The sequence below is a fragment of the Mesorhizobium kowhaii genome (assembly GCF_042431665.1).
GTDB classification, from domain to species: Bacteria; Pseudomonadota; Alphaproteobacteria; order Rhizobiales; family Rhizobiaceae; genus Mesorhizobium; species Mesorhizobium kowhaii.
This window is the reverse complement of the sequence record NZ_JBHLYT010000030.1, coordinates 154,061-179,241: the sequence shown is the minus strand read 5'-3', so window position 1 is coordinate 179,241 and position 25,181 is coordinate 154,061. Positions and strand designations below refer to the sequence as shown.

Sequence of the window (25,181 nt, the reverse complement as noted above, 5' to 3'; positions counted from 1 at the left end):
TTCAGCCATTCGCCGAAGCGAGATTGGTGGCGATGAAGGAGGCGCTCGCAGAGCTTCGACGGGGGGATTGAGCCGATGGCCGCGGACCATGTTGAATTCTCGGAACTTGCAACGCTGATCATTGGTCTGATCGCGTTGGTTGCGGGGACCCGCATCCGTCAAATGGTTCCAGCGCTGAAACGCATCGACATGCCCAACGCCGTGATCGGTGCCATGATAGTGGCTCTGCTGGTTCTCCTTGCTCAGGTCATGTTCGGAACTGAGGTCGCCTTCGGCACAAAGCTCCGCGATCTTCTTTTGCTTGTCTTCTTCACGACGATCGGCCTGTCGGCGAAGTTGAAAGCGCTGCGAGCCGGTGGCCGTCCGTTGGTCATCCTCTGCGCGGTGACAGTGCTTCTGCTGGTCTGCCAGAATCTGGTTGGCATCGGTGTCGCTACGGCTTGGGGTGCACACCCCTTCTACGGGCTCCTTGCCGGGAGCCTTTCCTTCGTCGGTGGGCCAGGGACGGCACTTGCCTGGGCGAAGGAGGCGGAGGCCGTCGGGCTTCAGAACGCGCAAGCGGTCGGAGCAGGAGCGGCGACTCTTGCGGTCATCACCGGCGCGCTGGTGTCGGGACCCATTACCGGCTGGCTGATCGGGCGTCACAAACTCTCCCCGGTTGCGCCACCGCAGACGGAGGTCTCCTTCGCCGAGCCGCAAAAGGAGGCGCCGGCAACGGTTCAGGAGGATCGCGGGAACCTTGAGAGTATTCTGGCGACCATCCTGATTGTTGCGGTATCGGTCCTTCTTGGCGACAAGCTCAACAACTGGGCCAAGGACGCAGGATTATTGCTGCCTGGCTTCCTGTCGGCGATGCTCGCGGGAGTTTTCCTGACGAACCTTGTTGACTGGACTCGCATCCAGTTGGACTTCGAGCCGATTCAAAAGGGCGGCGAGGTCGCTCTGAACCTGTTTCTGGTGCTCAGCCTCATGAGCACAAAGCTGATTGCCGTTGCCGCTATCCTCGGACCACTTTTCGTCAACGTACTGCTGCAGATCATCGTCATCGTGGCGATTGCCTATTTCGTTCTATTCCGGTTGCTGGGCCGGGACTATGAGGCAGCGGTTACGGTCGGTGGTTTCCTCGGCTTCGGGATATCTTCGATGCCCGTCGCGATGGCGACCATGGATGAGGTGGCGCGCCGTTACGGTCCAGCCCCGAAGGCGTTCTTGCTGATCACCCTGGCCGGATCGTTCTTCGTCGATCTTGCCAATGCTCTCGTTGCGAAGGCATTCCTGGCGTTGCCACTTTTCGACATGAAGGCACTGGGCATCGCTGGGCACTGATTTCCGACAAATGCGGTCGAACGAGCGGCAACCTGTCGACTGGCGTAGCGACGCCCGCTAGCCGCCGTAATGCTGACTCGCTATGCTTATTGCAAGTTCTGTCGGCCTCATAGGCAGCGGCGATTGTTGATTGCCACTGAGAACTGACCCGGCAACACAGGATATTTCCACCGAGAATTGACCCATGTTTGAACCTTGCCCTGCGTGTTTTCAGCGGGGGCTACGGAGTGATCGACATGGCATTACTGAGCGTGATCCGACGCTGGCATTTTCGAGAGCATCTATCGATCCGTGAGATTAGCCGCAGGACCGGCCTGTCGCGGAATACGGTGCGCAAATACCTGCGGGTGGGTGAGGTGGAGCCGAAGTTCAAGGTTCCAGAGCGGCCGAGCAGGCTTGACGCATTTGCCGACCGATTGTCAGCCTGGCTGAGGACGGAAGCCAAAAAGAACCGCAAACAGAAACGCACGGTGAAGCAGTTGCATGCCGATTTGCTGAGCCTTGGCTATGAGGGTTCCTATGGTCGTGTTGCTGCTTTCGCTCGGGAGTGGAAAGCGGATCTGCAGAGGGAATTACAGACGACAGGGCGCGGGACATTCGTGCCGCTTTCGTTCGATCCGGGTGAAGCATTCCAGTTCGACTGGTCCGAGGACTGGGCAATCATCGGCCATGAACGCACCAAGCTGCAGGTGGCGCATACCAAGCTCAGTTATTCCAGGGCCTTCATCGTCCGGGCCTATCTGTTGCAGACGCATGAGATGCTGTTCGACGCCCATAACCATGCTTTCCGTGTCTTTGGCGGCGTTCCCCGGCGCGGCATCTATGACAATATGCGGACAGCGATCGACAAGGTCGGCCGCGGCAAGGAGCGCGACGTCAATGTCCGCTTCATGGCAATGGCCAGCCACTATCTCTTTGAGCCTGAGTTCTGCAATCCGGCCTCTGGCTGGGAGAAGGGACAGGTCGAGAAGAACGTGCAGGATGCGCGTCACCGGTTCTTTCAACCGATTCCACGCTTTCCATCACTGGAAGCCCTGAACGACTGGCTGGAGCTTCGATGCCAAGAGTTCTGGCAGCAGACCCCGCATGGCAAAATGCGCGGCACCATTGCCGATATCTGGGCTGAGGAAGCCCAGGCTCTCATGCCGGCGTCCCGTCTCTTCGACGGCTTTGTCGAATACACCAAGCGGGTCTCCCCAACCTGTCTCGTGCATTTAGAGCGCAACCGCTACAGCGTTCCGGCGTCCTTTGCCAATCGGCCCGTGAGCCTTCGGGTCTATCCGGATCGTGTCGTTGTCGCTGCAGAGGGTCTGATTGTCTGTGAACATCGCCGCATCGTCGATCGCTCGCATGATCGGCCAGGACAGACGATCTATGACTGGCGGCACTATCTGGCTGTCGTTCAGCGCAAGCCAGGCGCCCTACGCAACGGAGCACCGTTTGCTGAACTTCCCGATGCATTCAGGTCGTTGCAGCAGCATTTGCTCAAGAAGCCGGGCGGCGATCGCGAGATGGTCGACATACTGGCACTTGTCCTTCAGCACGACGAGCAGGCCGTGCTTTGCGCCGTGGAAATGGCGTTGCAAGGCGGTGTTCCCACCAAGACCAATGTGCTTAACCTGCTCCATCGCCTGATCGACGGCAAATCCCTCACACCACCCACCATCGATGCTCCTCAGGCTTTGACGCTTACCAATGAGCCGAAGGCCAATGTCGAACGCTACGATGCTTTGAGGAAGGCCCTGGAGGTGCGCCATGCGTCATAACCCTGCCAGCGGCGCAATCGTCATCATGCTCAGGAGCCTGAAGATGCACGGCATGGCGCAAGCTGTAGGCGAACTCACCGAACAGGGAGCGCCAGCGTTTGAGGCCGCCATTCCGATCCTGTCGCAACTGCTCAAGGCCGAGACGGCAGAACGCGAGGTCAGGTCGACAGCCTATCAGCTCAAGATCGCACGCTTTCCCGCTTATCGCGATCTCAACGGCTTTGACTTCGCCAGCAGTGACATCAACGATGCACTCGTGCGGCAGCTTCATCGTTGCGAGTTCGTCGATGAAGCTGCCAATATCGTGCTCGTCGGCGGCCCTGGAACAGGCAAAACCCATGTTGCCACGGCCCTCGGCGTGCAGGCCATCGAGCATCATCACAAGCGGGTTCGCTTCTTCTCGACGGTCGAGCTGGTCAATGCGCTGGAACAGGAGAAGACACAGGGGAGATCCGGCCAGATCGCCAATCGCCTCGTGCATTCCGATCTCGTGATCCTGGACGAACTTGGCTATCTGCCGTTCAGTGCATCAGGTGGAGCATTGCTCTTCCATCTGCTGAGCAAACTCTACGAACGCACAAGCGTCATCATCACAACAAACCTCAGCTTCAGCGAGTGGGCGAGTGTCTTCGGCGACGCCAAGATGACAACCGCGCTTCTCGACAGGCTGACGCATCATTGCCACATCCTGGAAACCGGAAACGACAGCTTCCGATTCAAGAACAGCTCCGCACATGAACCTAAAAACCGGAAGGAGAAAAACAGGAACTTGACCACAACACCCGACCCGAAACATACATAAAAGGCGGGTCAAATCTCGGCGGAAATGCCGGGTCAGTTCTCAATGAAAATCAACATAAAGGTCAGGCAAGCGTCGTGCCTGCACGTTGAAAAAGCATGCTGACTGTACTCAGGGACGAGGATCGAGACGAAAAGCCGGCAGCGCGCTGGTCGCCAATCTACTATGGTCTCAGGGACGCCATCGTCAGCCATCGCCTCGCTCCGGGCACCAAGCTGCCGGAGGACGAGTTGGCGTCGATCTATTCGGTGAGCCGTACCGTTGTTCGCGCCGCCTTGCAGGCCCTTGCCCACGACCGTTTGGCTCGGCTGGAGCCCAATCGCGGCGCGTTTGTGGCGCAGCCGTCGAAGATCGAGGCGCGGGAGGTGTTCGAAGCGCGGGCTCTGATTGAGCCCAAAGTTGCCTTTCTTGCCGCCAGAGCGGCAGTGCCGTCCGATATCGAGCAATTGCGGCGGCACCTCGAGAAAGAGCACCAGGCGCTGCACGCAGGCCGCGACAGCGAGGCGATCATGTTGTCGGCGCGCTTCCACGTCGGCATCGCCGAGATTGCCGCGCACTCAGTGTTCACCAACTTCGTCCGCGACCTCGTCTCGCATTCGTCGCTCATCATCGCGCTCTACTGGAAACGGCGCGACGCGACGTGCGAGAAGCATGCCCATCACGCGCTGGTCGACGCGATCGAAGCCGGGCGCAGTGCCGACGCCGCCGCCCTGATGAACAGCCATCTGGTCGATCTCCTGTCCGGACTCGACCTCACGGACAAGGTGGAAAAGTCCGACAAGCTTTCCGACTTGCTTAGCGTGTAGGGCGAATGAAGCATCGTTGCTGCGCTCCGTACCCGTGGGATGGGAGCACATCGCCTTCTCCGGCGATTTCCTCTGGGATCGCGCCGCACAGACGACAAGCCGAAAGCCGCCCAATCTGCCGTCCAGAGGGGCGGCGTGACGATGTTTCCTCCCGCTCGTCCTTGGCGTTGTTTAGCGTACTTTCAACGCGATGCCCTCAGGTAGGTCGAGTCAGCGCCGTGCCGCTCAGCTACCCCTATTGGCACCAAGCGCCACCGCGGCGGATCGACTCTCGGCGGCGGACCTCTTATTGCGTGCGCCACATCTAGTCATCGAGTAGGCGGGCTCTAAGCCAAATCGGAGACTTAAGGGGCAGACGGAGGCGAGACCCAAAACGAATTACTACAATCTTGGACTGTGACGACTCCCCACTACGGAATGGCAGGTCCAGAAACCCACGGACTTGGCCGCTCCGATTTGCCGGAGCCGTTACTTCGGCAAGAGCACCTTGTTGACGACATGGATGACGCCGTTCGACTGGTTGACGTCGGCGACGGTAACCTTAGCGGTGCTACCGGATTCGTCGACGATGTAAAGTGAACCGCCCTTGACCTCAGCCGTCAGCGTATCGCCGCTCACTGTCTTCATCTCGTACCTGCCGCCCATCGCCTTGGCCTTTGCATCATCTGCTTGGCCGAGATCTTGCCGGCAACGACATGGGCCGTCAGGACATTCGGCAGGGCTGTAGCGGCCCTTGGCGCTGTCAGGAGAAGCCCCGTAGAGCGCGCGCGCGACCGCCCTTAATGCCGCCCGCCCTCCCAAGAACTGGCATCAGGCTCGTAGCAGATCTCGGCACCACCTTGGGAATCCCCCACAGCCATATCCACTATAGACTTCGCCAACTGGTTGGGATCGCGCGGGCGCTTGGGGGCTTTAGGTCCGGTTGGCATCGTCGTCGCACTCCACAGAACGCTCAAGATCATCCAGTACGATCAAGGTGCCATCGCTGGCGTAGATGTCGAATTTGATGTTTCCCGCCAGCAGCTCACGCGCCTGGTTTAAAGCCTGCCTACTGGACAAGTCATCGATCATCAAAACGTTCGGCTCCTTGCCGAGTTTTATGGAATAATTCAAGCGGCTCTTGCTCCTACGCATTGCGCTAATCATATAGGAGATCGCTAGCTGGCGCGACAGCGGCGTCAAGGCCGCCAGATTTCAAACTGACCCACTACCCGGAGGGAGAACCGTAAACATCAGCCGACCGGGCGGGGATCGATGATATGCTGCGTCCGCAGGGGAAGCAGCATCAGCTTTTGCGGCCCGGCCTGGTCTAGGGCGGCAGCAGAAATCCCCGACGACGGTTCAATCCCCTAAGCCACCTTCGCGGTGGTGGATGGCGTGGATGATCGCATCGTAGACGCTGCCGATCTCTTCGTCGATCTCTTGGCAGCTGATGCCTTGGACGTCGGCTGCCCTCATGGCCTGGTCAGCCATGTCAGTTATCACCAGAAACGGATCATCGATCGGGCCTTCCGGCATGTGTTCGGAAATCCATCGGTAGAGAAAAATCGGCGCCTCGCGTGCTCATGGGCCATAAGCTTGCGCTGGCAATTCAGCCGTCGAGAAAGTCCGGGCACTCAATGCCTCGCCTTCAATTTCCTTGCCTCTCGTAGCAAAGATGAGCGGTCGATGCCGATCATATTAATCAGATCGCGGGCCTGCGCTTCGGCGATGCCCGTTTCACGCGAGAGGAAGCGGACGAGAAATTCTTCTTCCTCTTCCATTCCCACGCGGTTTAGCGGCTTTTCTTCAGTTGCGGATGGGGGTGTGATGTTCTCATCACGTTGCGGCGCTAAGTCTGCCTCCTCATCTTCATGTTTTACAAGTAGCCCCGCCTCGTTCGCCGCCACCAAGAAGGCACGTCGAGCGTTTTCGACATCATTGCGCGATGCAAGGCGACCTATGCAAGCGCGGAGTGCGGTGCGGTATTGTGGCCCATGTTCTGCCGGCCGGCGCCCTATCAGGAACACAGCGGCCTGAGAAACGCTGGCCAGCATAGGAAACTCTCCTGGGTTCGTAGTCTCAACGATCACTGACACGTCAAAAGAAGCATCGTGCATGGCGACTTCCCCCTCGGGCTGGCAATGCGAACGAAGAGAATTCGTTCCGATGGGAAGACGCATTTCCCCGAACCCTGGCCAATGGAGCCGCTAGTCGGTTCGCCTGGCGATCGATAAATTCCAGCTCGGTCGGAATAGTCACGCGTCAATGGACAGCAAGCGGCTCGATCACAAACTGGATTGTAAAGCGTGCGGGACGATCCTGATGGAGATCCCGGACAATGCCGATGAGCATACGCCCATTCAGTGCAGCAATTGCGGTGCTTATCTCGGAGAATGGGGAGAGCTGCAGGATGATTTTCACAAACAGGCCGGCGACGCGCAGGCCTTCGACCTGAATCACGGCAACATCACCAAGAAGTAACCCGAGGATTGGTATCATCGCTCGTCCCAGAAATCCTGCTAAGCGGGGTGTCACTTAAATCTTCTTCGCCGCCCAAGTGCTTGAGGTGGTAACCAGCCATTGCTTGCGACGCTGGCTTACGAGCCGCCCGGCTACGAGCACCTGCGGGTCCGAGTCTCCACCGGTCTTCGGTCGCTACCAGCCGTAGCTGAAGGTGGCGCCGCCACCGCCGTTGCCGTTCTGCACGACATTGGCGTCGGTATTCCTTCCGAACTGGAAAATTCCGTAAGCGTTGTCATTGCCGTTTTGCCGCAGGGTGGCGGAATGGCCGGCGCCCTCCTGGCGGATAATGCCCAGATTGTTAAGGCCGTTCTGGCCGATGCCCGCGGTGTTGCGGTGTCCAGACTGGTGGATGCTGGCGCCGTGCAAGCCGCGATACAACGAATAGATACGTAAGCCGGTCGCCACCGCGCCCGCATCGCGGGCGTTATCAGGGGCATAGGTCGCGGAAACCCAGCCGCCTGCGACGGCCGGAAGGGACAGCAACCCCTGGCCGATGCTGCCGGCGACAAGAGCAGCTGCGAGCGTGTTGAACATATTGGGGGCCATCTTGATCTCCATTTTCTGGCTGCTTAGCCTATGGCTAACCTTCCCATTTCGTGGCTGAACCCTGCCGGAATCCGTCGTTCAGCTGTTGTTCAGCCACCTGCCTGGCATACATAAAAAGGGCGCCGACCTCCGACACCCTCTTCGTAAACCTGAGACGCGATCAGGTCGCGCCGCCGACCCGCTCGGTGCAGCCGATGCGCTTGCCATCGACCGTGATCTCGAGCCTGGCGTCGAAGACGGCGCCCATCGCGTCGAGCGTAACTGCGCCGAGCGCAGCTGGCTTGCCGGGCGCGGCGCTGAAGGGGCCACCCTGCTCGATATTGGTGCCGCCGGTGCGACCGGCACTTTCAACATGGAAGGAATAGGTGCCGCTCACGTTTGTGTCCGTATGGGCGAACGCCTCCAGTGAGACCATGCCGCCATCCGGCGTGGCGCGGATCTCGCAGCGCACCGGCGCAAGGGATTGGGCGGATGTGGCCATGGTCGCCAACGCGCCTGCCGGGACTAGGACCAGGGCGAGTACGGCCGTAACGAGGCGGGGATGCTTGACGATGCGTGGCATGTTTCGTCTCCTTGGCGTTTGCGGCGGCGGATCCTTTCCGCGGCCGCCTAGCCCGTGCTGCCGATCAGGGGCAGGCCTGAACGAAAGCGGCAACGTTGTCGCTGCCGCCCTGGCTGACATTGGCATCGCAGCCATGGCCCACCTGCACGCCGGCGGCGATGTTGCCGTTGCCGTCCTGCGTCAGGATAGTGGTATGGTTCGAACCGAACTGGCCGACCCCGGCCACGTTGCGGTTGCCGTTCTGGTAGGTAGCGCCATAGTTGCCGACCCCTTCCTGGCCGACGGCCGAAAGGTTGTGGCGGCCGCGCTGCTGGCCGATCACCTTGTTGAAGCGGCCGTTCTGGTAAACACGGATACGGTTTCTGAAGCCGTTCTGAGCGCCGCCGGCTGAGTTCGACCAGCCATATTGCTCGATGCGTACATCGTTTGCCATGGCCGGGGCGGCGGCGGTGATACCGACAAGAGCGGCGAGCGCGGTTGCGATGAAAAAATTGCGGATCATGAGAGTGTCTCCTTTGGCGGACGAGACCGCGAGTTGAACGGCATCTTTTTAGGAGATGCGGTTCGAACCGATGCTGAAGGCGGCGTTCAGACAGAGTTCAGGAGAGGCCGTGGTTGCGGCGGACCGTTCAGCTTCTGACCCGTTGCGGACATCTTGTCGTTGGAAACGCAGTCCCTCTGCTCCTGTTTGGTGTGTGCCTCTACAGTGCGACTGCTGGTTCCGTCAGAAGTCTCATAGCCTTCGAAACGCCTTCAAGAGGGTGGTCGAAGCTGGCCGCGTTGTCGCTACATCATGCTGATGCGATGGTTGTCCTGACGTGGCTTCTTTTGACATACAAGGTGCCTCCGGAGCCCGCCACGAAGCGCGTTGTGCTATGGCGGCGGCCGAAGGGCATGGGCGCGATTTACCTGCAGAACGGTGGGTGTTTGCTGCCAAAGACCGACGATCATGTGTGCCGGCTGAAAATTGCAGGCCAACGATGTTTGCAAGATTTGGCGAATCCGTCATCCTCGAGACGGTCGCCCTTGATCGCGCTCAAGAGGACAAGGGGGTCGCCCCGAGCCGATCATCGGCGCTATGCTCGGCTGGGCGCTCAAGCATGTCGAGATTTACGCCCCCGATATCGTCGCCGCACGGGCCGAACTGGACGCTCTCGAAGCCCGCTGCACACGACTGATGGCGCGGGATGCGCGGGCCGAATGTATCCGGGAGCGCGCGCCCAACGCCGCCCGCCGGATCGATCCGCTGACCGGCAAGGAGATTCCGCCCTACAATCTCCATCTGATGCGCCTGCGCGCTGGCGCTCCGGCTAGTGGGCGCGTCAGCCAGTTGGAGGCGACCGGTCGGCTGATCGATCAAGCGGCGGCCGAACTCGGAACCGAGGTCGGCGGTCTCGACACGCCAATCTCGATCGATCCCGTCGCCCGCGCCGCCGCGGTCATGGAGGTGCTCTCGGCGCGCAATCGCCAGGAGAAGGGACTCTCATCCCTATGGTGACCGTGAAGGACTGGCCCTGGAGCGCCGATCATCTCGGCATGGGGGCGACGGCAACGCTCAATCTTTTCCGCGACGGCATCAATGCGCGCTCGGAAGGCGAACCGGCCATCCCGTGCATAGGCGACGAACCCTGGAGGTTCACGACGCGGCAATTGCGCCGCACAGTCGCCTGGTACATCGCCAACCGGCCGTTCTGTACGATCGCGGGCAAGATCCAGTACGAGCATGCCTCCGTCGCCATGTTCGAGGGCTACGCCGGATCGGCCCGTGCCGATTTCCGCCTCGCCGTCGAGCGCGAACGCGCGCTCGGCCAGCTCGACGACATCGTCGCCCACTACGAGGCATTCTTCGCCACGACGGTCCGGCGGGGCCAGGAGCGTCGCGGCTGCGGCGGGAGTTCGCGCATGTGCGGGACGAGCTCGGCGATCTTCCGGCCCGCATCATGGATGGCAAGCGGCTGCGCACCATGCTCGCTCATCTCGGCCGGACCTTACATGTCGGCTTCCTCAATGATTGCCTTTTCGAAGCCGCGACAGCGCTCTGCCTTGCGGACGCGCCGCACTCCGAGCGGGCGGCACCGGCCTTGTCCCGATGCAGCCCCGACCGCTGCCCGAACGCCTGTTTGACCGCCCGACACCGCAAGCCCTGGCAGGCTTCGATCGCCGAAGGCGAAGCGCTGCTTGAGGATCGACGCCTGCCACTCCTGCGGCGGGTGGCAATCACGCGAGACAACGAACGCAAACGTCGGCTGATCGCACCTCTGATGGATGGCGATGCATGACCAGCCTCAGTCCGAAGAGCGAGGCGGCATTGAGGGCGGCGATGGCACGACTGCTCGACGGTCGGCCCGAGCGCACCGACGGCGTGCTCACCGTCTCCAATCTGGCGCGCGAGGCCGGCGTCGGCCGGGCAACAGCGAACCGCGCCGTCGATCTTCTCGCCGAGTTTCGTGCCGCCGAAGCCCGCCACCGGCGAACATCTCCTCAAGCGCTGAAGGATCGCGTCCGCTCCCTTGAAGCCGAGCTCCGGGCCGTGCGCGGTGCCGAGATGGCCGAACTGCGCGCACTCAACCGCACTCTCGCCCAGCACATCCAGGTGCTGACGTTGCAGGTTTGCCGAGCGCGACGAGGTGATTGCCGGTTTGCAGGATGAACTCGCCCGATCGCGCGAGGTCAGGATCGTCCCGCTGCGGCTCTCGCCGTGAGACGGCGCTGGCTGAGAGCCGCGCAATATCCCCCTGCCAGCCGGTTCCTGCGCCCATCGGTCATGGCCGACGTCTCCCGTGCTGGCCCGTCGAGGCAGGGCTCGGTTGTGGCAGACGCTGCCGGCCCATCAACCCTGTTGCGCACCAGTAACCGTGAACAGGGTGTGACAGCCCGGCTCGCCGCGTCTGCCCCTGCCGCTTCGCCATCGACGGAGAGGGCGAGCACAGGAGACACCCATGACCATCGATTGCAACGGCCAGACCCGGACCGTCGACGATATCTACGAGCGCGTCACTGACCAGATCATCGCCGCCATCGACGCCGGCGGCGACTACCGAATGCCCTGGCATCACGACGGATCGGCCATCACCGCACCCCTCAACGTCGCCTCGGGCAAGGCCTATCGCGGCGTCAACATCCTTTCGCTCTGGGCTGCGGCGCAGGCATCCGGTTATACCCCCGGGCACCTGGGGAACCTATCGCCAGTGGCAGGCGCTCGGTGTCCAAGTCCGCAAGGGCGAGCGCGGCCATCTGGTCGTATTCTGGAAGATCAGCGATCGCAACGGCGAGACGGAACGCCAGGATGGCGACGAAGATCACGACGAGGCCGCCCGACGTCTATTCGCCCGCGGCTACACCGTCTTCAACTGCGCCCAGGTCGACGGCTACACGCAGCCGGAGATGGCGGTGCTTCCCGAGATCGACCGCATCCAGCATGCCGAACACTTCTGCGCGGCGCTGGACATCGACATTTGCCACGGCGGATCGCAGGCCTATTACCTTCCCTCCAAGGACCATGTGCAGATGCCCGATTTAGCCTGCTTCCGGGACGCGATTGCCTACTATGCGGTGCTGCTCCACGAATGCGGCCACGCTTCCGGCGCCAAGCATCGGCTCGACCGCGATCTCTCCGGACGGTTCGGCTCGGCTGCCTACGCCATGGAAGAATGCACGGTCGAACTTCTCAGCGCCATGATCTGCTCAACCTCAGCGTCGAGCCGCGCCCCGACCATGCCCGCTACATCGCCTCCTGGCTCGAAGTACTGCGTTCCGACAAGCGCCTCATCTTCACCGCCGCAAGCAAGGCGCAGCAGATCGCCGACTGGATGCACGCCCAGCAGGCCAGGGCTCAGCAGCACAAAATCTCGGGCGCCGCATAGGCGCCCTTCACGATTCGGTAGCTCCGATTGGTGCGATCAGTTGACCGCACCCCCTCTGAACAGAGTCTCGATCAGTGGACATTCCGGCAAAGCGCCGTCAGCGCATTGCGCGACCACGTCCTTGAGCACCCGCTCCATGCGCTTGAGATCGGCGATCTTCGCTCGCACGTCGTCGAGATGCGCGGCGGCGACGCCGCGTGCCTCGGCGCAGGGCCGGTCGCGCTCGTCGACAAGACGCAAGAGCTCACGGACTTCATCAAGGGAGAAGCCGAGCTCGCGCGCCCGCAGCACGAAGCGAAGGCGCCGCTCATGCGAGGTGTCATAGCTGCGATAGCCGCTCGTCGTGCGCGGCGGCTCGGGCAGAAGGCCGACCTTCTCGTAATAACGCACTGTCTCCAGATTGCAGCCCGTCCGCAGGGCGAGCTCGGCCCGCTGCATACCCTTCACGCCGGCGTGATCGCGCATCACAAATATCCTCTTGACCCTGTAGCGACTACAGACCGCATGCTACGGTACGCATAGGATTTCGGCAAGAAGAGCGAGGTTGGACATGCTTGCATCGCGATCCAGAACGTCAGATACGGCGCCCGCCACGACAGGTCTTGCCATGACCGAGCGGAGCGAGGCCGGACGACAACGCCTGGTCGCCGTCGGCGGCTTTGTCGGCGCGCTCGCCGCCTCGTCCTGCTGCATCATTCCGCTCGTCCTGTTCAGCCTCGGTATCGGCGGAGCCTGGATCGGCAATCTGACGGCGCTTGCGCCCTATAAACCACTCTTCGTCGCCGGAACGGCCGGCATCCTCGGTTACGGCTTCTACCTCGTCTACTGGAAGCCGCGGCGAGTCTGCGCCAATGACGCGGCCTGCGCACGGCCGATCTCCAGCCGCCTTGTTCGGCTCGCGCTCTGGCTCGCGACGGTGCTCGTGGCGGCCGCCTTTGCCTTCGATTACGTCACCCCGCTGCTGCTTCGCGCCTGATCAAGAGGAGACTTTCCCCATGAACAAGTATTTGAACGCGCTCGCCCTGGTTGGCTCGGTGATGCTGGCTCCCGTTGCCTGGGCCGGCGAGCGCAACGTAACCTTCGCCGTCGACAACATGACCTGCGCCTCCTGTCCCTACATCGTGAAGAGCTCGATGGCGGCTGTCCCCGGCGTCGCGATGGTGGCCGTCTCGTTCGAAGCCAAGACCGCGACCGTGACCTTCGATGACACCAAGACGAACCCGGATACGATCGCGGCCGCAAGCATGAATGCGGGCTATCCGGCCCACGTGGTGCAGCAGGGCAGTTGAGATGGGTGACCGCGCCCTGGTCCACGGGGGCATGGCAGGCGTCGCACTTGCCGCGCTCTGCTGCGCGGCGCCGCTTGTCGCCGTGGGTCTGCCGTTGGCCGGCCTTGGCGCCTGGCTGGCAGGTGCGGGTCTGGGGGTGCTTCCCGTGGTGATCGCGGGTCTCGTCGCGTGGGCCATCCATCATCGACGGGCCAAAGCCGCGGATTGCGAGACGAAGATTCACAAGGAAGGCGTGAAGCCATGAACGATTGCTGCGCATCCTCGTCGCCTCGTTACAAGGCTGCGACCTCCTCATCTTCGACACTGCCGAGCTACACCGTGCGGCCGGGTGTGACGTTTCCGGACTGGTCGGTCGTCAAGTCCGCTGCGGTCAAGGACGCCCTGCTGGCCATGGTTGGCTCCGGCCATGTCCTCGATCGCTGGAGCGGCTACGATGCGGCCACGGATCGCGTGCGCGTTGCGGTGCTAGAGCTCTATGCTGAACACGGGCGAGCCCCGACCCCAAGCGCGCTTGCCATGCGTGCGGGGCTTAGCGAGGAAGCCGTCCGTGCGCTGCTCGAAGAGCTCCGCCGTCGCGACCTCGTCGTGCTCGATGGCGGGCGGATCGTCGGCGCCTATCCCTTCACGGACCGGGACACCGGCCACCAGGTCATTCTGGAAGGGCGCACCCTCAACGCCATGTGCGCGGTCGACGCGCTCGGCAGCGGCGCCATGACCGACCGCGATATCGCGATCGCCGCACGCTGTAGCCACTGCGGCGCGCCGATCCGGATCACCACAAAGGACCGCGGCCGAGCTCTGGTCGACATTACGCCGGTGACGGCCGTCGTGTGGCTCAGCGTCCGCTACGAAGGCGGCTGCGCGGCGAACTCGTTGTGCACGGCAACCTCGTTCTTCTGTTCGGATGATCACCTGGCAGCGTGGCGTCGGGCGCAGCCTGCAGAAAGGCCGGGGTTCCGGTTGTCGATCGAGGAAGCTCTGCAGGCAGGTCGGGCGATTTTCGGGCCGAGCCTTACCGGCCTCGACACAAGCGGCGGCCACCGCAACGGCGCGGCTGAGATAAGGGGCGAGTCGCAATCGTCCGGCGATACGGCACCGCCGGATAGACCCGTGATATGTCGGCGTAGCGCGAATGGCCGCAACAACAGTTCCTACGACCTTGCGGTGATCGGCGCCGGCTCAGCCGGCTTCGCCGCCGCGATCACGGCCGCCGATCAGGGCGCCCAGGTGGCGCTCATCGGCAGCGGCATCATCGGCGGCACCTGCGTCAATTTCGGCTGCATCCCGTCGAAGGCACTGATCCGCGTCGCGGAGACGCTCCACAATGCGCGCGCCGCGGCACGTTTCGCCGGCATCGCCGCCCAGGCTGAAGTGACCAACTGGCAGGGAACAGTTCGTCAGAAGGGCGCGCTGGTTTCCGAGCTGCGCCAGGCCAAGTACGTGGACCTGCTGCCGGCTTACAACGGCATCGCCTATCGCGAAGGATCAGCGCGCCTCTTCGATGGCGGTGTCGAGGTGAACGGCACGCGTATTCCGGCCGCCAAGATCATCATCGCGACCGGTGCGCGGCCGGCGATCCCTGCGATCTCCGGCATCGAGACAGTACCCTATCTCACCAGCACGTCGGCGCTCGATCTCGAGGAGCTACCCCGATCGCTGCTCGTGATCGGCGGCGGCTATATCGGGGCGGAGCTCGCCCAGATGTTCGCCCGTGCCGGCGTCGAGGTGACGCTCGTCTGTCGCTCGCGCCTGCTCCCCGAGGCCGAGCCCGAGATTGGCGCGGCGCTGACGGGATATTTCAAGGACGAGGGGATCACCGTCATCTCCGGCATCGCCTACCGCGCAATCCGGCAGACCGAGCACGGCATTGCACTCACGGTCGCACGTGACGGCCAGGAGACGACCATCGATGCTGATCAAGTGCTGATCGCCACCGGGCGCACACCCAACATCGAAGGGCTCGCGCTTGCCGAACATGGAATCGCCGCGTTGCCGCAGGGCGGCATCATCGTCGATGACCGCATGCGCACGACCCGGCCCGGCATCTATGCCGCCGGCGACGTCATCGGCCAAGACCAGTTCGTCTACATGGCCGCCTACGGCGCCAAGCTCGCAGCCAAGAACGCCCTCAATGGCGACAGCCTGCGGTACGACAACAGCGCCATGCCGGCGATCGTGTTCACCGACCCGCAAGTGGCGAGCGTTGGCCTGACCGAGGCTGCGGCACGTTCGGCCGGGTATCCAGTCCGGGTCTCTGCGATCGATCTCGACCAGGTACCGCGTGCGCTTGCCGCCCGCGACACGCGCGGATTGATCAAGCTGGTCGCCGATGCCGCTAGCGGCAAGTTGCTAGGTGCCCATATCCTTGCCCCCGAGGGCGCGGACAGCATCCAGACAGCGGCACTGGCTATCCGGCAAGGCATGACCTTCGGCGATCTTGTCGACACGATTTTCCCTTATCTTACCACCGTCGAGGGCCTCAAGCTTGCCGCCCTGGCCTTCGACAAGGACGTGGCGAAGCTGTCGTGCTGCGCCGGCTAGTGGTTAAGATCTGCGGCGCCGCCAACGATCGGCAGCTATGAATGCCCAGATAGCCTCGACGAGCCCGAAGGGCCACGCGCCCTGGAGGAAGCCGTACATTGAAGCAAGCACGCAGGCCCCGGCGAAGGCGAGCACAAACCAAGGACGGCGGTCTTCTAGAGCGTAGAAGACCAGCATCAGAGAGACAGCGGCAAGACCGAACAGCGTCAAAGAGTCCATGCGTGAGATTAGCCTGCTCGCCCTGGCCAATCGAGCTATCGGCCGTAGGTGTAGGTCACCGTCGCCTTGCCGAGCGACTCGCGCATCACGTCGGCGAGGATCATGCCCGGCGAGGCGTCGCGCTCGGTCTCGGCTTCCGCCGACTTGAGCGCGTAGAGCGTGAACACGTAGCGATGCAGCCCACTTCCTTGATCGGGACAAGGCCCGAGATAGCCTGCACGGCCGAGGTCCGCCTTGCCCTGGATCGCGCCTTTCGGCAGGCCTTTGCTGCCCCTGGTCCCCGCACCTTCGGGCAAGCCGGTCACCGTGGACCGGATCTTCAGCACCTGCCAGTGCCACCATCCAAAACCGTCGAGGGCGTCGCGATCGAAGAGTGTGAGGACGAAGCTCTTGGTGCCGACGGGCGGGTCCTTCCAGGCAAGCGCAGGAGATATGTTTTGACCGCCGCACTCCTTGGCGAGGAACTTCTTGCCCCAGTTGCCGTCTGAGACCGACGGACTCGACAGATCGAAGGCAAAGGCCGGCTGGCTCAGAACGGCGACAAGGAACCCTGCCGACAACAGGCGACTGTGTATCACGGAATGTCTCCCTCTGTGCTTCGCGGTCTTCATCCTCCGATGATCCGCAAGACATTCGACTCTATCTGCGGCGAGAACACGGCGGAGGCGACGAGCGCTGTTGCAAGCCCCATGACTGTAAGAGTTGAAGCTGCCGGCCACATGGCCAGGGTCGGGCTCCGGCCAAGCGGGTTTTCATTCGAGCCCAGCTTAGCGATCCTGGCCGGAGCGTATCGCTGCATGACCTCGCCGATCGTCAGTCCGGAATTATAAGGCGACAGGCGCATGACTTCGGTTCGGACCATGTCTGAAACTTTGGACAAGTTTGGTCTCCTCCATCGCCGACCGATCATTGCCGTCGACAAGCCTCGAAAGATTGCTCCGCGGGTGAGCCAATTGTGCGATCACGCGTGCAGCGGACGACCTCACCACCATCGCACCCAAAGTCATTTGTATATGCTTGTATATGTAAGTCGATCTGATAGTCTCTGCGTAACGCAACCGGAGCGGCCAAGGAGGATCACATGCGCAACGCTTCCCTTTTCGACCTCTCCGGCAGGAAAGCGCTTGTCACTGGCGCCAGCCGTGGCATCGGCCGCAGCATTGCGGAGGCGCTGAGCGCTGCCGGCGCCGACGTCGCGGTCACCGCGCGCAGCCTGGCCTCCCTCGATGAGACGACAGCTGCCATCCGTGCGGCCGGCGGGGTGGCGCATGCCGTCGCCCTCGACGTCACCGATGTCGGCCGCTGCCAGACCGCCATCGCCGAGGCCGCGAGCCTGCTTGGCGGTCTCGACATCCTCGTCAACAATGCCGGAATGGAAGAGGTCCGGCCCTCGCTCGATGTCGACGAAGCGCTGTGGGACCGGATCGTCGACACCAACCTCAAGGGCGCATTCTTCTGCGCCCAGGCCGCGGCGCGGCAGATGCGCGATGCCGGGCGTGCCGGCGCCATCATCAATCTCTGCTCGCTGACTTCAGAAGTCGGCATCCCCACCGCTGTGCCCTATGGCTCGTCGAAGTCGGGCCTGCTCGGCATGACGCGGGCGCTCGCGGCCGAATGGGCGGATCTCGGCATCAGGGTCAACGCCATCGCTCCGGGCTACTTCAGGACGGCGATGACGGATGTGTTCTACAGCAACGAGGCATGGCAGCAGTCCATGCTGGCCAAGATCCCGCAGCACCGTTTCGGCGATCTTGGCGATCTGCACGGTGTCGCCGTGTTCCTTGCCTCTGACGCGGCAGCTTACATAACCGGCCAGTCCATTCCGGTGGATGGCGGTTTCCTGGCATCGATCTGAGGCGGCTCGCCATAGGTTCGAAATCAATGTCTTCCGCACTGTGACCGGCTGGCACATTGCGTTCCAACAAAGAGGAATACCCATGTCCGACATCAGCTTCCACGATCTGTCATCGCTCGATGCCACCCAGCGGGCCGGCCTGCTGAAACGCGCCGAGGCCGATCTGTCGGTCTTCGTCGAAAAGGTCCGCCCGATCATCCAGGCCGTCAAGGACGAGGGCGACGCTGCCTTGATCCGCTTCGCCAGGGAGCTCGACAAGGCCAATGTGACCGAGGGCGGGCTGAAGGTGTCGGAGGCCGAGTTCGACGCGGCCTTCGACAAGGTCGAGAAGGATGTCGTGGAGAGCATCGGCTTCGGCATCGACAACATCAGGCGTTTCCATGAGGAGCAGAAGCCGGAGACGATGTGGCTCAAGGAAGTCCGGCCGGGCGCCTATGCCGGCGACCGATACACGCCGATCGCCTCCGTGGCGCTCTACGTGCCGCGCGGCAAGGGCGCGTTTCCGTCGGTGACGATGATGACATCGGTTCCGGCTGTCATCGCCGGCGTGCCGCAGATCGCCATCGTGACGCCGCCGACAGCGGACGGTTCGGTGGATGCGGCGACCCTGGTCGCCGCTCGCCTCGCCGGCGTCCATACCGTGTACAAATGCGGTGGCGCCCAGGCCGTCGCTGCGGTCGCCTATGGCACCGAGACCGTGAAGCCCGCGCTCAAGATCGTCGGTCCGGGCAGCCCGTGGGTGGTGGCGGCCAAGAGCGTGCTGTCCTCGATCATCAACACAGGTCTTCCGGCCGGTCCGTCGGAAGCCATCATCTTCGCCGACGACAGCGTCGACGGCGGCCTTGCCGCGCTCGATCTTTTGATCGAAGCCGAGCACGGACCGGATTCCTCGGCCTATCTGGTGACGCACAGCCGCAAGGTTGCTGAGGCAGCACGCGCGGCACTTCCCGAGCACTGGTCGCGCATGACCGAACAGCGCATGGAGTTTTCGCGCGCGGTGCTGACCGGAAAGCGCGGCGGCATCGTGCTGACCGCGTCGCTGGAAGACAGCTACCGCTTCATCAATGACTATGCGCCCGAACATCTGGAAATCCTGTCGAAGGAGCCGTTCGCACATCTCGGGCACATCACCGAGGCCGCCGAAATCCTGATGGGGCCGCATACGCCGGTGACGCTCGCCAATTTCGTCCTTGGCCCCAATGCGGTGCTGCCGACCAGCCGCTGGGCGCGAACCTATGGACCGCTTTCGGTGACGGATTTCGTCAAGCGCTCGTCGGTCGGCTATGTCACTTCGGCCGCCTATCCGGAACTCGCGATGCATGCCCGCAGACTCGCCCGCTACGAGGGTTTCAGCTCGCACGAAAACGCGGTCTCGGAAATCCGCGACCGCTACCTCGCCGGCTGAACGGAGACGATGGCGATGAAGGCGGCACGGCTTTATGGACCCGGCGATCTGCGCGTCGAGGATATCGCTTCGCCGGGCTCACCGGATGCGGGCTGGGTGAAGCTCAGGGTCGATGCCGCCGGCATTTGCGGTTCGGACCTGCACAATTTCCGCACCGGCCAATGGATAAGCCGCTCGCCTTCGACGGCCGGCCACGAGCTGACCGGCACGGTGACCGTGCTCGGCGAGGGCGTCGACACCGTCGCCGTCGGCGACAGGGTGGTTGCCGATTCCCGCTTCTGGTGCGGAGAGTGCGCGCAATGCCGTGCCGGCAGGCGCCATCTCTGCGCTTCGCTGGGCTTCGTCGGCGAAGTCTGCGCCGGCGGCTTTGCCGAACAGGCGGTGTTGCCCGCGCGTCTGCTGCATGTCGTTGATCCGGCACTTGACGAGCGGGTCGCGGCAATGGCCGAGCCGCTCGCGGTGGCGCTGCACGCGGTGCGGCGGCTGCCGAAGACGGCAGGCTCGGTGTTGGTCGTCGGCTGCGGGCCGATCGGTGGTCTTGCCGCGCTGCTGCTGTCGCGAAGCTTCGCCGGCACCGTGCTTGTCGCCGACCGCAACCAGGCGCGCTGCGCCCGCGTGGCGCGGGTGACCGGCGCGACAATTGTCGACCTCGACCGCGACTCTATTGCTGCCGCGACCGCCAATGCCCCATTGCTGGCCGCCGTCGAGGCGACGGGCAGCATCGCCGCATTCACTCAGCTGCTCGGCGTTCTCGATTCCGGCGGCGCCGTGGCGATGGTCGGCATCTTCCACGGCCGTCTCGACATCGACCCCAATCTCCTGGTCGAACGCGAGATCGCACTGCTGGGATGCCACGCCTTTGCCGACGAATTGCCCGACGCGGTGCAGATGCTGGGTGAGCTCAGCGAACCACTGCTGGCCCTGATCGATCGCGAGATCGGCATTGACGAGATACCGGCTGCTTATGAGCGGCTGTTGGCGGGGCAAAGCGACGGCTTGAAAACAATCATCCGCATGCGGCAACCTGTTGAGCCGGTGTGATTTCCGATAAATTGCCGGAAAGGATTTTGAAATGATCGATTTGCCCGATACGGCGAGCCCCCTTTACGAGAAGGTAAAGGACTACATCCTGACCAACATCGGAACGGGCCGGTGGGGTAAGGATCGCAAGCTGCCGTCCGAGAATGAGCTGGTGGTTTCGCTGGGTGTCTCGCGCATGACGGTCCACCGCGCCTTGCGGGAACTGACCGCGGCGGGATTCCTGATCCGGCTGCAAGGTGTCGGCACGTTCATCGCGCCGCCCCGGCCGCAATCGACGCTGATCGAGATCAACAACATCGCGGCGGAGATTGTCGAGCGCGGCAACAGCCATCGCTCTGAAGTGCTCATGCTGGAAACCATCACGCCGACCAAGGAGCTCGCCCTGTCCTTCGAGTTCCCAAAGCGGGTCTCGATCTATCATTCGGTCGTCGTCAATTTCGAGAACGATTTGCCTGTGCAATTGGAAGAACGCTTCGTCAATCCGAGCCTCATCCCCGACTACGACAAGCAGGATTTTTCCAAGACGGCGACCTACGATTACCTCATGCAGAAGACCCCGGTGACCGAGGTCGAGCATATCATCTCGGCGATCCCGGCCGACGCCGAGACGGCGCGGCATCTCAACATCGATGTCGGCAGCTGCTGCCTGTTTCTGCACCGCCGGACATGGACGGGCGCGATCGTTGCCACCATCAGCAAGCTGACCTACGTCGGCAGCCGCTACTCGCTCGGCAGCCGGTATTCCCCTTCCAGGACGAACTGACGGCAACGAGGCGAATGCGTGGCCGATGGCGGTAGGCTGATGGGTCGGATCGACAGGAAATTTGTGTCGGCTCAACTTGTATATGCATGTATGTATTTTAGCCTTGACATCCGCTCCCGCTGACGCTGAAATATCCCTGCACTTCACCATGAAGTGGTGGGCGAGACGCCGAGGCACAGCGCCGCGAGAGCAGAAACCCGCAGTCTCACCAGACCGGATGCCTGGGTAAAAAAGCGGTCTGATCATCAAGGGGAACTAGAGATGATGCGTAACCTAGCAGGACAATTTCGCGCGCTCATGATGGTCGCCGCCATCGGGCTCGCTGCCGCCCCCGCAGCCCATGCGGCCGATGCGGCCATTCCCACGACGCCCGAGGCCGGATCGTTCAAGATCGGCATCGAGCCCTGGCTCGGCTATGGCCAGTGGCATGTCGCCGACGCCAAGGGCCTGTTCAAGGCAAACGGCCTGTCGGACGTCCAGATCGTCAATTTCTCCGAGGACAAGGACATCAACGCAGCGCTGGCCAGTGGCCAGCTCGACGCCGCCAACATCGCCACCCACACGGCGATGGGCATGGTTGCCGCTGGCCTGCCGGTGAAGATCGTGCTGCTGCTCGATGTTTCGATGACGGCCGACGCCATCATTGCCGGCAAGGACGTCACCTCCATCAAGGACCTCAAGGGCAAGCAGGTCGCCTTCGAGGAAGGCACGACGAGCGACATCCTGCTCAAATACGCGCTCGCCAAGAACGGCATGTCGATCGACGATGTGAAAGCCGTTCCGATGCCGGCGTCCGACGCCGGCGGCGCGCTGATCGCGGGTCAGGTGCCGGTCGCGGTCACCTACGAACCATACCTCACCGTCGCCATGGCGCAGAACAAGGACGTCGAGCTGCTGTTCACCGCCGGCGAGGATCCCGGCCTGATCAGCGACGTGCTGGTGGTGCGTGACGAGGTGATCAAGTCGCGGCCCGGGCAGGTGCTGGCCATGATCAAGAGTTGGGATGCCGCGCTCAAGGATTACAATGCCGACACACCCGGCGGCCGCGCCATCATCGCCAAGGCCGTCGGTTCCGACGTCAAGGATCTCAACACTGCTTTCGACGGCGTGCGCTACTATTCGCTCGCCGAAAACAAGACGGCGCTCACCGGTGATTTCACCACCAAGACCTTCGCCGATGTCGAAGCGGCCGCCAAGAACGCCAAGCTGCTGCAGGCAGATGTGACGCCGGAGCAGATGATCGAACCGTCCTTCGTCAAGGCAGCCGAATGACAAAGCCCGGATCGCGGTGGTAACGCAGATGTCCGCAGAGCCTCCCGCGAAAAACGGCTTGGCGCGCCCCGCGCCAAAGGTGGCCGCAAAACAAGCCATGCGCCGCCGATCCTCCGGGATCGGCGTGCCCATCGCCAGGTCGCGTTTCCTGATGATCGCGGTGACCGTCTTTGTCGGGCTTGGCCTCGCCTGGTGGGCGGCGACCGGGCTGGAATGGGTGAAGCCGATCTTCCTGCCGTCGCCCGGCAGCGTCGCGACCCAGATCGCCAAGCTCGCTACGGACGGCACGCTGTGGCTGGACCTCAGAGCCTCGGCGTACCGCATTTCAATCGGCTTCCTCATCGCTTCGGCCCTGTCGATCCCGATCGGCGTGCTGATAGGCAGTTTCCGCTCCTGGGAAGCGGCTATCGAGCCGCTGGTCGATTTCATCCGCTACATGCCGGTCGTCGCCTTCGTGCCGCTCTCTATCCTGTGGGCCGGCACCGGCGATACGCAGAAATTCCTGATCATCTTCATCGGCACCTTCTTCCAACAGGTGCTGATGATCATGGACAATGTGAAACGGGTCCCCACCGATTTCATCGGCCTTGGCCGTACACTCGGCCTGCCGGACCGCAAGATCCTGACGCGCATCGTCGTGCCCAGCGCCCTGCCGGGCATCTGGGATACGCTGCGGATCAGCCTCGGCTGGGCATGGACTTGGCTGGTGCTGGCGGAGCTTGTCGCGGCGACCTCCGGTCTGGGCTATCGCATCACGGTGTCGCAGCGCTATTTCCAGACCAACACCATCATCGGTTACATCCTGCTCCTCGGCGTGCTCGGCCTCATCACCGACCAGGTCATGAAGGCCCTGGAAAAGGTGCTCTTCCGGCAGGATGGCCATTCGCAATGAGGAGCCGCCGATGACTGTTCCCAAATTGCGCATCGCCGGTCTCGACAAGAGCTTCGGCACGGGCGAGCGGCGCACGGAAGTGCTGCGGGACATCAACCTCGATCTTGCCGACAATGAGTTCGTCTCGCTCGTCGGAACGTCGGGTTGCGGCAAGAGCACGCTGCTGTCGATCGTCGCCGGACTGCAGGATTTCGACGCCGGCGATCTCAGCATCGATGGCGCGCCGATCCTGCAGCCGGGCCTCGACCGTGGCGTCGTTTTCCAGTCCTACACGCTGCTGCCCTGGCTGACGGCGCGGCAGAACATCGAGTTCGCCCTCAAGGCGGCCGGTTACGATCGCGCCGCCTGCCGCGAGATCGCGCTCGAGCATCTCGACCTCGTCAAGCTGTCGCAGAGTGCCGACCGCTATCCGTCCGAACTCTCCGGCGGCATGAAGCAGCGCGTCGCCATTGCGCGTGCGTTGTCCTATCGGCCCAAGATGCTGCTGATGGACGAGCCGTTCGGCGCGCTCGATGCCTTGACCCGGCATCAGATGCAGGAGCTGCTGACCCAGATCTGGGAAGAGCACAGGCTGACGGTGTTGTTCGTCACGCACGATGTGGAGGAAGCGGTCTATCTCTCGGATCGGATCGTCGTCATGGGGATCGGTCCGGGACGCATCATGCAGACCTTCGACGTCGACATCGAGCGCCCGCGCCGGGAAGAGGTGATGGAAACCCCGGCCTTCATGGATTTGCAGCGCGGCGTGCACAAGGCGATCCGCGAGGCTTCCCGGCGCCCTGAAATGGCATAAGCAGAAAGTCGCACTCTTTCTTGCAGACGGCTCATCATCTGCCCTTCCCGAGAGATGGGTGACGGTTCCTTCCGGATAGATGGGTTACACTTTCGGCCCTTTGCAAGGAGAGCAAGGTGCCTTGGAAGGAGTGTAACGTGATGATGAGCGGCAGAATGGATTTTGGGTGGCTATCGGGGCGCGCCACGAAGCCGGCATAACCGGTTGCGCGGCCAACTGCCATGCCGGATCGGCGTCAGCTCGGCTTGAGGCGGGTGAAGAGAACGAGGTTGTAAGCCACGACCGAGGACCACGCCGGCCCTGTCGCAAATCGTGATTTCGCTCACTACACTGCGCTTTCGCGCCAATAATCAGGCGGTAAGGATCTCGAACTGCTCGGCAATTGAGGGGCATAGATTGTACGCAAACCTTGCCTGCCGTTTGCGCATCATGTGAACCATCTCGATACCGGACAGAATGACCTCTGCGCTCGCCTTCGATTTGAAGCCCGCATGGAGCGGATGCGGCGCTTGATGCGCCGGTGGTCCTGCTCGATCCGGTTATTGAGATACCTGCTCTTGCGGATTGGTTTCAGCGAGCACCGCGATCGATCCCGCAAACGGGTTCAGCATCGCAGGAAATGATCGCCTCGTGATTTGTCTGGCTACCGTCGATAACAATGCGATCCGGTCGACCGTGGCGCTCCAACGCCTTCCGGAGGAAGCGTTTTTCGGCCGCCAGGTCACGGTTACGCTGAAGAAGAATTCGACCGTGTCGCCGACGCTGTCGATGGCACGATAGAGGTACGTCCACTGGCCCCGAGCCGGTAACGGCACGCTTGCGCCGGTTGAAACACTCCAGCAGCGAGGGATCGACGTTGAGGCCGCGTTCGGCCATCATCTCTTCTAGATCGCGCAGGCTCAGAGGGCGACAAGGCCCGCAAGCTGGGTCTGCCGGTC

The 25,181-nt window shown here is 62.6% G+C and carries 30 protein-coding genes and 2 pseudogenes; 19 read left to right on the top strand and 13 right to left on the bottom strand.

The features are described from left to right. The first annotated feature begins 75 nt into the window (after positions 1 to 75). From gltS to ACFFNA_RS18340, 4 genes are all read left to right on the top strand, one after another. Positions 76 to 1,326 carry a sodium/glutamate symporter gene (gene gltS, locus ACFFNA_RS18355; RefSeq protein WP_378920470.1) on the top strand — a complete coding sequence of 417 codons (1,251 nt, stop codon included), beginning with the start codon at positions 76 to 78 and terminating at the stop codon, positions 1,324 to 1,326. Positions 1,327 to 1,562: 236 nt separating this feature from the next. Further along, the gene (gene istA / locus ACFFNA_RS18350; RefSeq protein ID WP_378920611.1) at positions 1,563 to 3,092 is read left to right on the top strand and encodes an IS21 family transposase; all 1,530 of its coding nucleotides are present in this window, start codon (positions 1,563 to 1,565) and stop codon (positions 3,090 to 3,092) included. Next, positions 3,082 to 3,894: an IS21-like element helper ATPase IstB gene (gene istB, locus ACFFNA_RS18345; RefSeq protein WP_378920468.1), complete on the top strand. Its 813-nt coding sequence runs from the start codon at positions 3,082 to 3,084 to the stop codon at positions 3,892 to 3,894. The genes istA and istB overlap by 11 nt, the downstream gene beginning before the upstream one ends. A 95-nt stretch (positions 3,895 to 3,989) precedes the next feature. Continuing rightward, the gene (locus ACFFNA_RS18340; protein WP_378920466.1) at positions 3,990 to 4,697 is read left to right on the top strand and encodes a GntR family transcriptional regulator; all 708 of its coding nucleotides are present in this window, start codon (positions 3,990 to 3,992) and stop codon (positions 4,695 to 4,697) included. A gap of 468 nt (positions 4,698 to 5,165) precedes the next feature. Here the strand turns inward: ACFFNA_RS18340 and ACFFNA_RS18335 are convergent, their stop codons facing one another. The 8 genes from ACFFNA_RS18335 to ACFFNA_RS18300 all read right to left on the bottom strand — a co-directional run bounded on the left by ACFFNA_RS18335 (position 5,166) and on the right by ACFFNA_RS18300 (position 8,812). Continuing rightward, positions 5,166 to 5,324 (bottom strand): fasciclin domain-containing protein, encoded by a 159-nt coding sequence (locus ACFFNA_RS18335; protein ID WP_378920464.1) that lies wholly within the window; start codon positions 5,322 to 5,324, stop codon positions 5,166 to 5,168. A gap of 285 nt (positions 5,325 to 5,609) precedes the next feature. Continuing rightward, on the bottom strand, positions 5,610 to 5,810 hold the full coding sequence (locus ACFFNA_RS18330) for a hypothetical protein (protein WP_378920462.1): 201 nt from the start codon (positions 5,808 to 5,810) through the stop codon (positions 5,610 to 5,612). 228 nt (positions 5,811 to 6,038) lie between these two features. Next, entirely contained in the window at positions 6,039 to 6,215 is a 177-nt protein-coding gene (locus ACFFNA_RS18325) for a hypothetical protein (protein WP_378920461.1), read from the bottom strand. 98 nt (positions 6,216 to 6,313) lie between these two features. Further along, positions 6,314 to 6,796 (bottom strand): DUF982 domain-containing protein, encoded by a 483-nt coding sequence (locus tag ACFFNA_RS18320; RefSeq protein WP_378920460.1) that lies wholly within the window; start codon positions 6,794 to 6,796, stop codon positions 6,314 to 6,316. 145 nt (positions 6,797 to 6,941) lie between these two features. Beyond that, the gene (locus ACFFNA_RS18315) at positions 6,942 to 7,178 is read right to left on the bottom strand and encodes a hypothetical protein (RefSeq protein ID WP_378920458.1); all 237 of its coding nucleotides are present in this window, start codon (positions 7,176 to 7,178) and stop codon (positions 6,942 to 6,944) included. Positions 7,179 to 7,334: 156 nt separating this feature from the next. Further along, on the bottom strand, positions 7,335 to 7,748 hold the full coding sequence (locus ACFFNA_RS18310; protein WP_378920609.1) for a curlin: 414 nt from the start codon (positions 7,746 to 7,748) through the stop codon (positions 7,335 to 7,337). Positions 7,749 to 7,908: 160 nt separating this feature from the next. Further along, positions 7,909 to 8,310 carry a curli-like amyloid fiber formation chaperone CsgH gene (csgH, locus tag ACFFNA_RS18305; protein ID WP_378920456.1) on the bottom strand — a complete coding sequence of 134 codons (402 nt, stop codon included), beginning with the start codon at positions 8,308 to 8,310 and terminating at the stop codon, positions 7,909 to 7,911. A gap of 64 nt (positions 8,311 to 8,374) precedes the next feature. Further along, the gene (locus ACFFNA_RS18300; protein WP_378920454.1) at positions 8,375 to 8,812 is read right to left on the bottom strand and encodes a curlin; all 438 of its coding nucleotides are present in this window, start codon (positions 8,810 to 8,812) and stop codon (positions 8,375 to 8,377) included. Between the two features lie 576 nt (positions 8,813 to 9,388). Between ACFFNA_RS18300 and ACFFNA_RS18295 the strand changes: the two genes are divergently transcribed. The 4 genes and pseudogenes from ACFFNA_RS18295 to ACFFNA_RS18280 all read left to right on the top strand — a co-directional run bounded on the left by ACFFNA_RS18295 (position 9,389) and on the right by ACFFNA_RS18280 (position 12,173). Beyond that, positions 9,389 to 9,808 carry a hypothetical protein gene (locus ACFFNA_RS18295; RefSeq protein WP_378920452.1) on the top strand — a complete coding sequence of 140 codons (420 nt, stop codon included), beginning with the start codon at positions 9,389 to 9,391 and terminating at the stop codon, positions 9,806 to 9,808. After that, positions 9,802 to 10,434, top strand: a complete 633-nt coding sequence (locus ACFFNA_RS18290; protein WP_378920450.1) for a hypothetical protein — start codon at positions 9,802 to 9,804, stop codon at positions 10,432 to 10,434. The genes ACFFNA_RS18295 and ACFFNA_RS18290 overlap by 7 nt, the downstream gene beginning before the upstream one ends. A 151-nt stretch (positions 10,435 to 10,585) precedes the next feature. Further along, complete coding sequence (locus ACFFNA_RS18285) at positions 10,586 to 10,960, top strand: hypothetical protein (RefSeq protein WP_378920448.1); 375 nt, start codon at positions 10,586 to 10,588, stop codon at positions 10,958 to 10,960. Positions 10,961 to 11,249: 289 nt separating this feature from the next. Beyond that, positions 11,250 to 12,173: pseudogene (locus tag ACFFNA_RS18280) on the top strand (ArdC family protein). A 36-nt stretch (positions 12,174 to 12,209) separates the two neighbouring features. Here ACFFNA_RS18280 and ACFFNA_RS18275 read toward each other — a convergent pair. Next, positions 12,210 to 12,638 carry a MerR family transcriptional regulator gene (locus ACFFNA_RS18275; protein ID WP_378920446.1) on the bottom strand — a complete coding sequence of 143 codons (429 nt, stop codon included), beginning with the start codon at positions 12,636 to 12,638 and terminating at the stop codon, positions 12,210 to 12,212. 85 nt (positions 12,639 to 12,723) lie between these two features. Here ACFFNA_RS18275 and ACFFNA_RS18270 point away from each other — a divergent pair, with 85 nt between their 5' ends. From ACFFNA_RS18270 to merBA, 4 genes are read left to right on the top strand one after another with little or no spacing between them, the layout of a single operon-like run. Next, positions 12,724 to 13,149 carry a mercuric transporter MerT family protein gene (locus ACFFNA_RS18270; protein WP_378920444.1) on the top strand — a complete coding sequence of 142 codons (426 nt, stop codon included), beginning with the start codon at positions 12,724 to 12,726 and terminating at the stop codon, positions 13,147 to 13,149. Positions 13,150 to 13,168: 19 nt separating this feature from the next. Then, complete coding sequence (locus ACFFNA_RS18265; protein WP_378920442.1) at positions 13,169 to 13,462, top strand: cation transporter; 294 nt, start codon at positions 13,169 to 13,171, stop codon at positions 13,460 to 13,462. A gap of 1 nt (position 13,463) precedes the next feature. Further along, on the top strand, positions 13,464 to 13,706 hold the full coding sequence (locus ACFFNA_RS18260; RefSeq protein ID WP_378920440.1) for a mercury transport protein: 243 nt from the start codon (positions 13,464 to 13,466) through the stop codon (positions 13,704 to 13,706). Continuing rightward, positions 13,703 to 16,003: a bifunctional organomercurial lyase/mercury(II) reductase MerBA gene (gene merBA / locus ACFFNA_RS18255; protein WP_378920438.1), complete on the top strand. Its 2,301-nt coding sequence runs from the start codon at positions 13,703 to 13,705 to the stop codon at positions 16,001 to 16,003. The genes ACFFNA_RS18260 and merBA overlap by 4 nt, the downstream gene beginning before the upstream one ends. A 3-nt stretch (positions 16,004 to 16,006) precedes the next feature. Here merBA and ACFFNA_RS18250 read toward each other — a convergent pair whose 3' ends face one another. From ACFFNA_RS18250 to ACFFNA_RS18240, 3 genes are read right to left on the bottom strand one after another with little or no spacing between them, the layout of a single operon-like run. Then, a complete protein-coding gene (locus ACFFNA_RS18250) occupies positions 16,007 to 16,222 on the bottom strand; it encodes a hypothetical protein (protein WP_378920436.1) in 216 nt (71 codons plus the stop codon). Between the two features lie 35 nt (positions 16,223 to 16,257). After that, entirely contained in the window at positions 16,258 to 16,800 is a 543-nt protein-coding gene (locus ACFFNA_RS18245; protein ID WP_378920434.1) for a YbhB/YbcL family Raf kinase inhibitor-like protein, read from the bottom strand. 29 nt (positions 16,801 to 16,829) lie between these two features. Beyond that, the gene (locus ACFFNA_RS18240) at positions 16,830 to 17,102 is read right to left on the bottom strand and encodes a hypothetical protein (RefSeq protein ID WP_378920432.1); all 273 of its coding nucleotides are present in this window, start codon (positions 17,100 to 17,102) and stop codon (positions 16,830 to 16,832) included. A gap of 201 nt (positions 17,103 to 17,303) precedes the next feature. On the opposite strand from ACFFNA_RS18240, the gene ACFFNA_RS18235 reads away from it, so the two are divergent. The 7 genes from ACFFNA_RS18235 (at position 17,304) to ACFFNA_RS18205 (ending at position 24,243) form a co-directional block, all read left to right on the top strand. Further along, entirely contained in the window at positions 17,304 to 18,077 is a 774-nt protein-coding gene (locus tag ACFFNA_RS18235) for an SDR family NAD(P)-dependent oxidoreductase (protein ID WP_378920430.1), read from the top strand. Between the two features lie 82 nt (positions 18,078 to 18,159). Continuing rightward, complete coding sequence (hisD, locus tag ACFFNA_RS18230) at positions 18,160 to 19,482, top strand: histidinol dehydrogenase (RefSeq protein WP_378920428.1); 1,323 nt, start codon at positions 18,160 to 18,162, stop codon at positions 19,480 to 19,482. A gap of 15 nt (positions 19,483 to 19,497) precedes the next feature. Next, entirely contained in the window at positions 19,498 to 20,523 is a 1,026-nt protein-coding gene (locus tag ACFFNA_RS18225; RefSeq protein ID WP_378920607.1) for a zinc-dependent alcohol dehydrogenase, read from the top strand. Between the two features lie 31 nt (positions 20,524 to 20,554). After that, positions 20,555 to 21,286: a histidine utilization transcriptional repressor HutC gene (gene hutC / locus ACFFNA_RS18220; protein WP_378920426.1), complete on the top strand. Its 732-nt coding sequence runs from the start codon at positions 20,555 to 20,557 to the stop codon at positions 21,284 to 21,286. Between the two features lie 264 nt (positions 21,287 to 21,550). Further along, positions 21,551 to 22,558, top strand: a complete 1,008-nt coding sequence (locus tag ACFFNA_RS18215; RefSeq protein ID WP_378920605.1) for an ABC transporter substrate-binding protein — start codon at positions 21,551 to 21,553, stop codon at positions 22,556 to 22,558. Between the two features lie 28 nt (positions 22,559 to 22,586). Continuing rightward, positions 22,587 to 23,450 (top strand): ABC transporter permease, encoded by an 864-nt coding sequence (locus tag ACFFNA_RS18210; protein WP_378920424.1) that lies wholly within the window; start codon positions 22,587 to 22,589, stop codon positions 23,448 to 23,450. A 10-nt stretch (positions 23,451 to 23,460) separates the two neighbouring features. Next, positions 23,461 to 24,243, top strand: coding sequence for an ABC transporter ATP-binding protein (locus ACFFNA_RS18205; protein WP_378920422.1), 783 nt, complete (start codon positions 23,461 to 23,463; stop codon positions 24,241 to 24,243). 350 nt (positions 24,244 to 24,593) lie between these two features. Here the strand turns inward: ACFFNA_RS18205 and ACFFNA_RS18200 are convergent. Continuing rightward, positions 24,594 to 25,146 (bottom strand): annotated as a pseudogene (locus ACFFNA_RS18200) (IS6 family transposase); the annotation flags it as partial. Positions 25,147 to 25,181: the final 35 nt, after the last annotated feature.

What these genes read in the sequence shown, in the direction of transcription:
- gltS (WP_378920470.1), top strand. Translation starts at nt 76, where the DNA reads ATGGCCGCGGACCATGTTGAATTCTCGGAACTTGCAACGCTGATCATT.
- istA (WP_378920611.1), top strand. Translation starts at nt 1,563, where the DNA reads ATGGCATTACTGAGCGTGATCCGACGCTGGCATTTTCGAGAGCATCTA.
- istB (WP_378920468.1), top strand. Translation starts at nt 3,082, where the DNA reads ATGCGTCATAACCCTGCCAGCGGCGCAATCGTCATCATGCTCAGGAGC.
- ACFFNA_RS18340 (WP_378920466.1), top strand. Translation starts at nt 3,990, where the DNA reads ATGCTGACTGTACTCAGGGACGAGGATCGAGACGAAAAGCCGGCAGCG.
- ACFFNA_RS18335 (WP_378920464.1), bottom strand. Translation starts at nt 5,324, where the DNA reads ATGAAGACAGTGAGCGGCGATACGCTGACGGCTGAGGTCAAGGGCGGT.
- ACFFNA_RS18325 (WP_378920461.1), bottom strand. Translation starts at nt 6,215, where the DNA reads ATGCCGGAAGGCCCGATCGATGATCCGTTTCTGGTGATAACTGACATG.
- ACFFNA_RS18320 (WP_378920460.1), bottom strand. Translation starts at nt 6,796, where the DNA reads ATGCACGATGCTTCTTTTGACGTGTCAGTGATCGTTGAGACTACGAAC.
- ACFFNA_RS18315 (WP_378920458.1), bottom strand. Translation starts at nt 7,178, where the DNA reads ATGATACCAATCCTCGGGTTACTTCTTGGTGATGTTGCCGTGATTCAG.
- ACFFNA_RS18310 (WP_378920609.1), bottom strand. Translation starts at nt 7,748, where the DNA reads ATGGCCCCCAATATGTTCAACACGCTCGCAGCTGCTCTTGTCGCCGGC.
- csgH (WP_378920456.1), bottom strand. Translation starts at nt 8,310, where the DNA reads ATGCCACGCATCGTCAAGCATCCCCGCCTCGTTACGGCCGTACTCGCC.
- ACFFNA_RS18300 (WP_378920454.1), bottom strand. Translation starts at nt 8,812, where the DNA reads ATGATCCGCAATTTTTTCATCGCAACCGCGCTCGCCGCTCTTGTCGGT.
- ACFFNA_RS18295 (WP_378920452.1), top strand. Translation starts at nt 9,389, where the DNA reads ATGCTCGGCTGGGCGCTCAAGCATGTCGAGATTTACGCCCCCGATATC.
- ACFFNA_RS18290 (WP_378920450.1), top strand. Translation starts at nt 9,802, where the DNA reads ATGGTGACCGTGAAGGACTGGCCCTGGAGCGCCGATCATCTCGGCATG.
- ACFFNA_RS18285 (WP_378920448.1), top strand. Translation starts at nt 10,586, where the DNA reads ATGACCAGCCTCAGTCCGAAGAGCGAGGCGGCATTGAGGGCGGCGATG.
- ACFFNA_RS18275 (WP_378920446.1), bottom strand. Translation starts at nt 12,638, where the DNA reads ATGCGCGATCACGCCGGCGTGAAGGGTATGCAGCGGGCCGAGCTCGCC.
- ACFFNA_RS18270 (WP_378920444.1), top strand. Translation starts at nt 12,724, where the DNA reads ATGCTTGCATCGCGATCCAGAACGTCAGATACGGCGCCCGCCACGACA.
- ACFFNA_RS18265 (WP_378920442.1), top strand. Translation starts at nt 13,169, where the DNA reads ATGAACAAGTATTTGAACGCGCTCGCCCTGGTTGGCTCGGTGATGCTG.
- ACFFNA_RS18260 (WP_378920440.1), top strand. Translation starts at nt 13,464, where the DNA reads ATGGGTGACCGCGCCCTGGTCCACGGGGGCATGGCAGGCGTCGCACTT.
- merBA (WP_378920438.1), top strand. Translation starts at nt 13,703, where the DNA reads ATGAACGATTGCTGCGCATCCTCGTCGCCTCGTTACAAGGCTGCGACC.
- ACFFNA_RS18250 (WP_378920436.1), bottom strand. Translation starts at nt 16,222, where the DNA reads ATGGACTCTTTGACGCTGTTCGGTCTTGCCGCTGTCTCTCTGATGCTG.
- ACFFNA_RS18235 (WP_378920430.1), top strand. Translation starts at nt 17,304, where the DNA reads ATGCGCAACGCTTCCCTTTTCGACCTCTCCGGCAGGAAAGCGCTTGTC.
- hisD (WP_378920428.1), top strand. Translation starts at nt 18,160, where the DNA reads ATGTCCGACATCAGCTTCCACGATCTGTCATCGCTCGATGCCACCCAG.
- ACFFNA_RS18225 (WP_378920607.1), top strand. Translation starts at nt 19,498, where the DNA reads ATGAAGGCGGCACGGCTTTATGGACCCGGCGATCTGCGCGTCGAGGAT.
- hutC (WP_378920426.1), top strand. Translation starts at nt 20,555, where the DNA reads ATGATCGATTTGCCCGATACGGCGAGCCCCCTTTACGAGAAGGTAAAG.
- ACFFNA_RS18215 (WP_378920605.1), top strand. Translation starts at nt 21,551, where the DNA reads ATGCGTAACCTAGCAGGACAATTTCGCGCGCTCATGATGGTCGCCGCC.
- ACFFNA_RS18210 (WP_378920424.1), top strand. Translation starts at nt 22,587, where the DNA reads ATGTCCGCAGAGCCTCCCGCGAAAAACGGCTTGGCGCGCCCCGCGCCA.
- ACFFNA_RS18205 (WP_378920422.1), top strand. Translation starts at nt 23,461, where the DNA reads ATGACTGTTCCCAAATTGCGCATCGCCGGTCTCGACAAGAGCTTCGGC.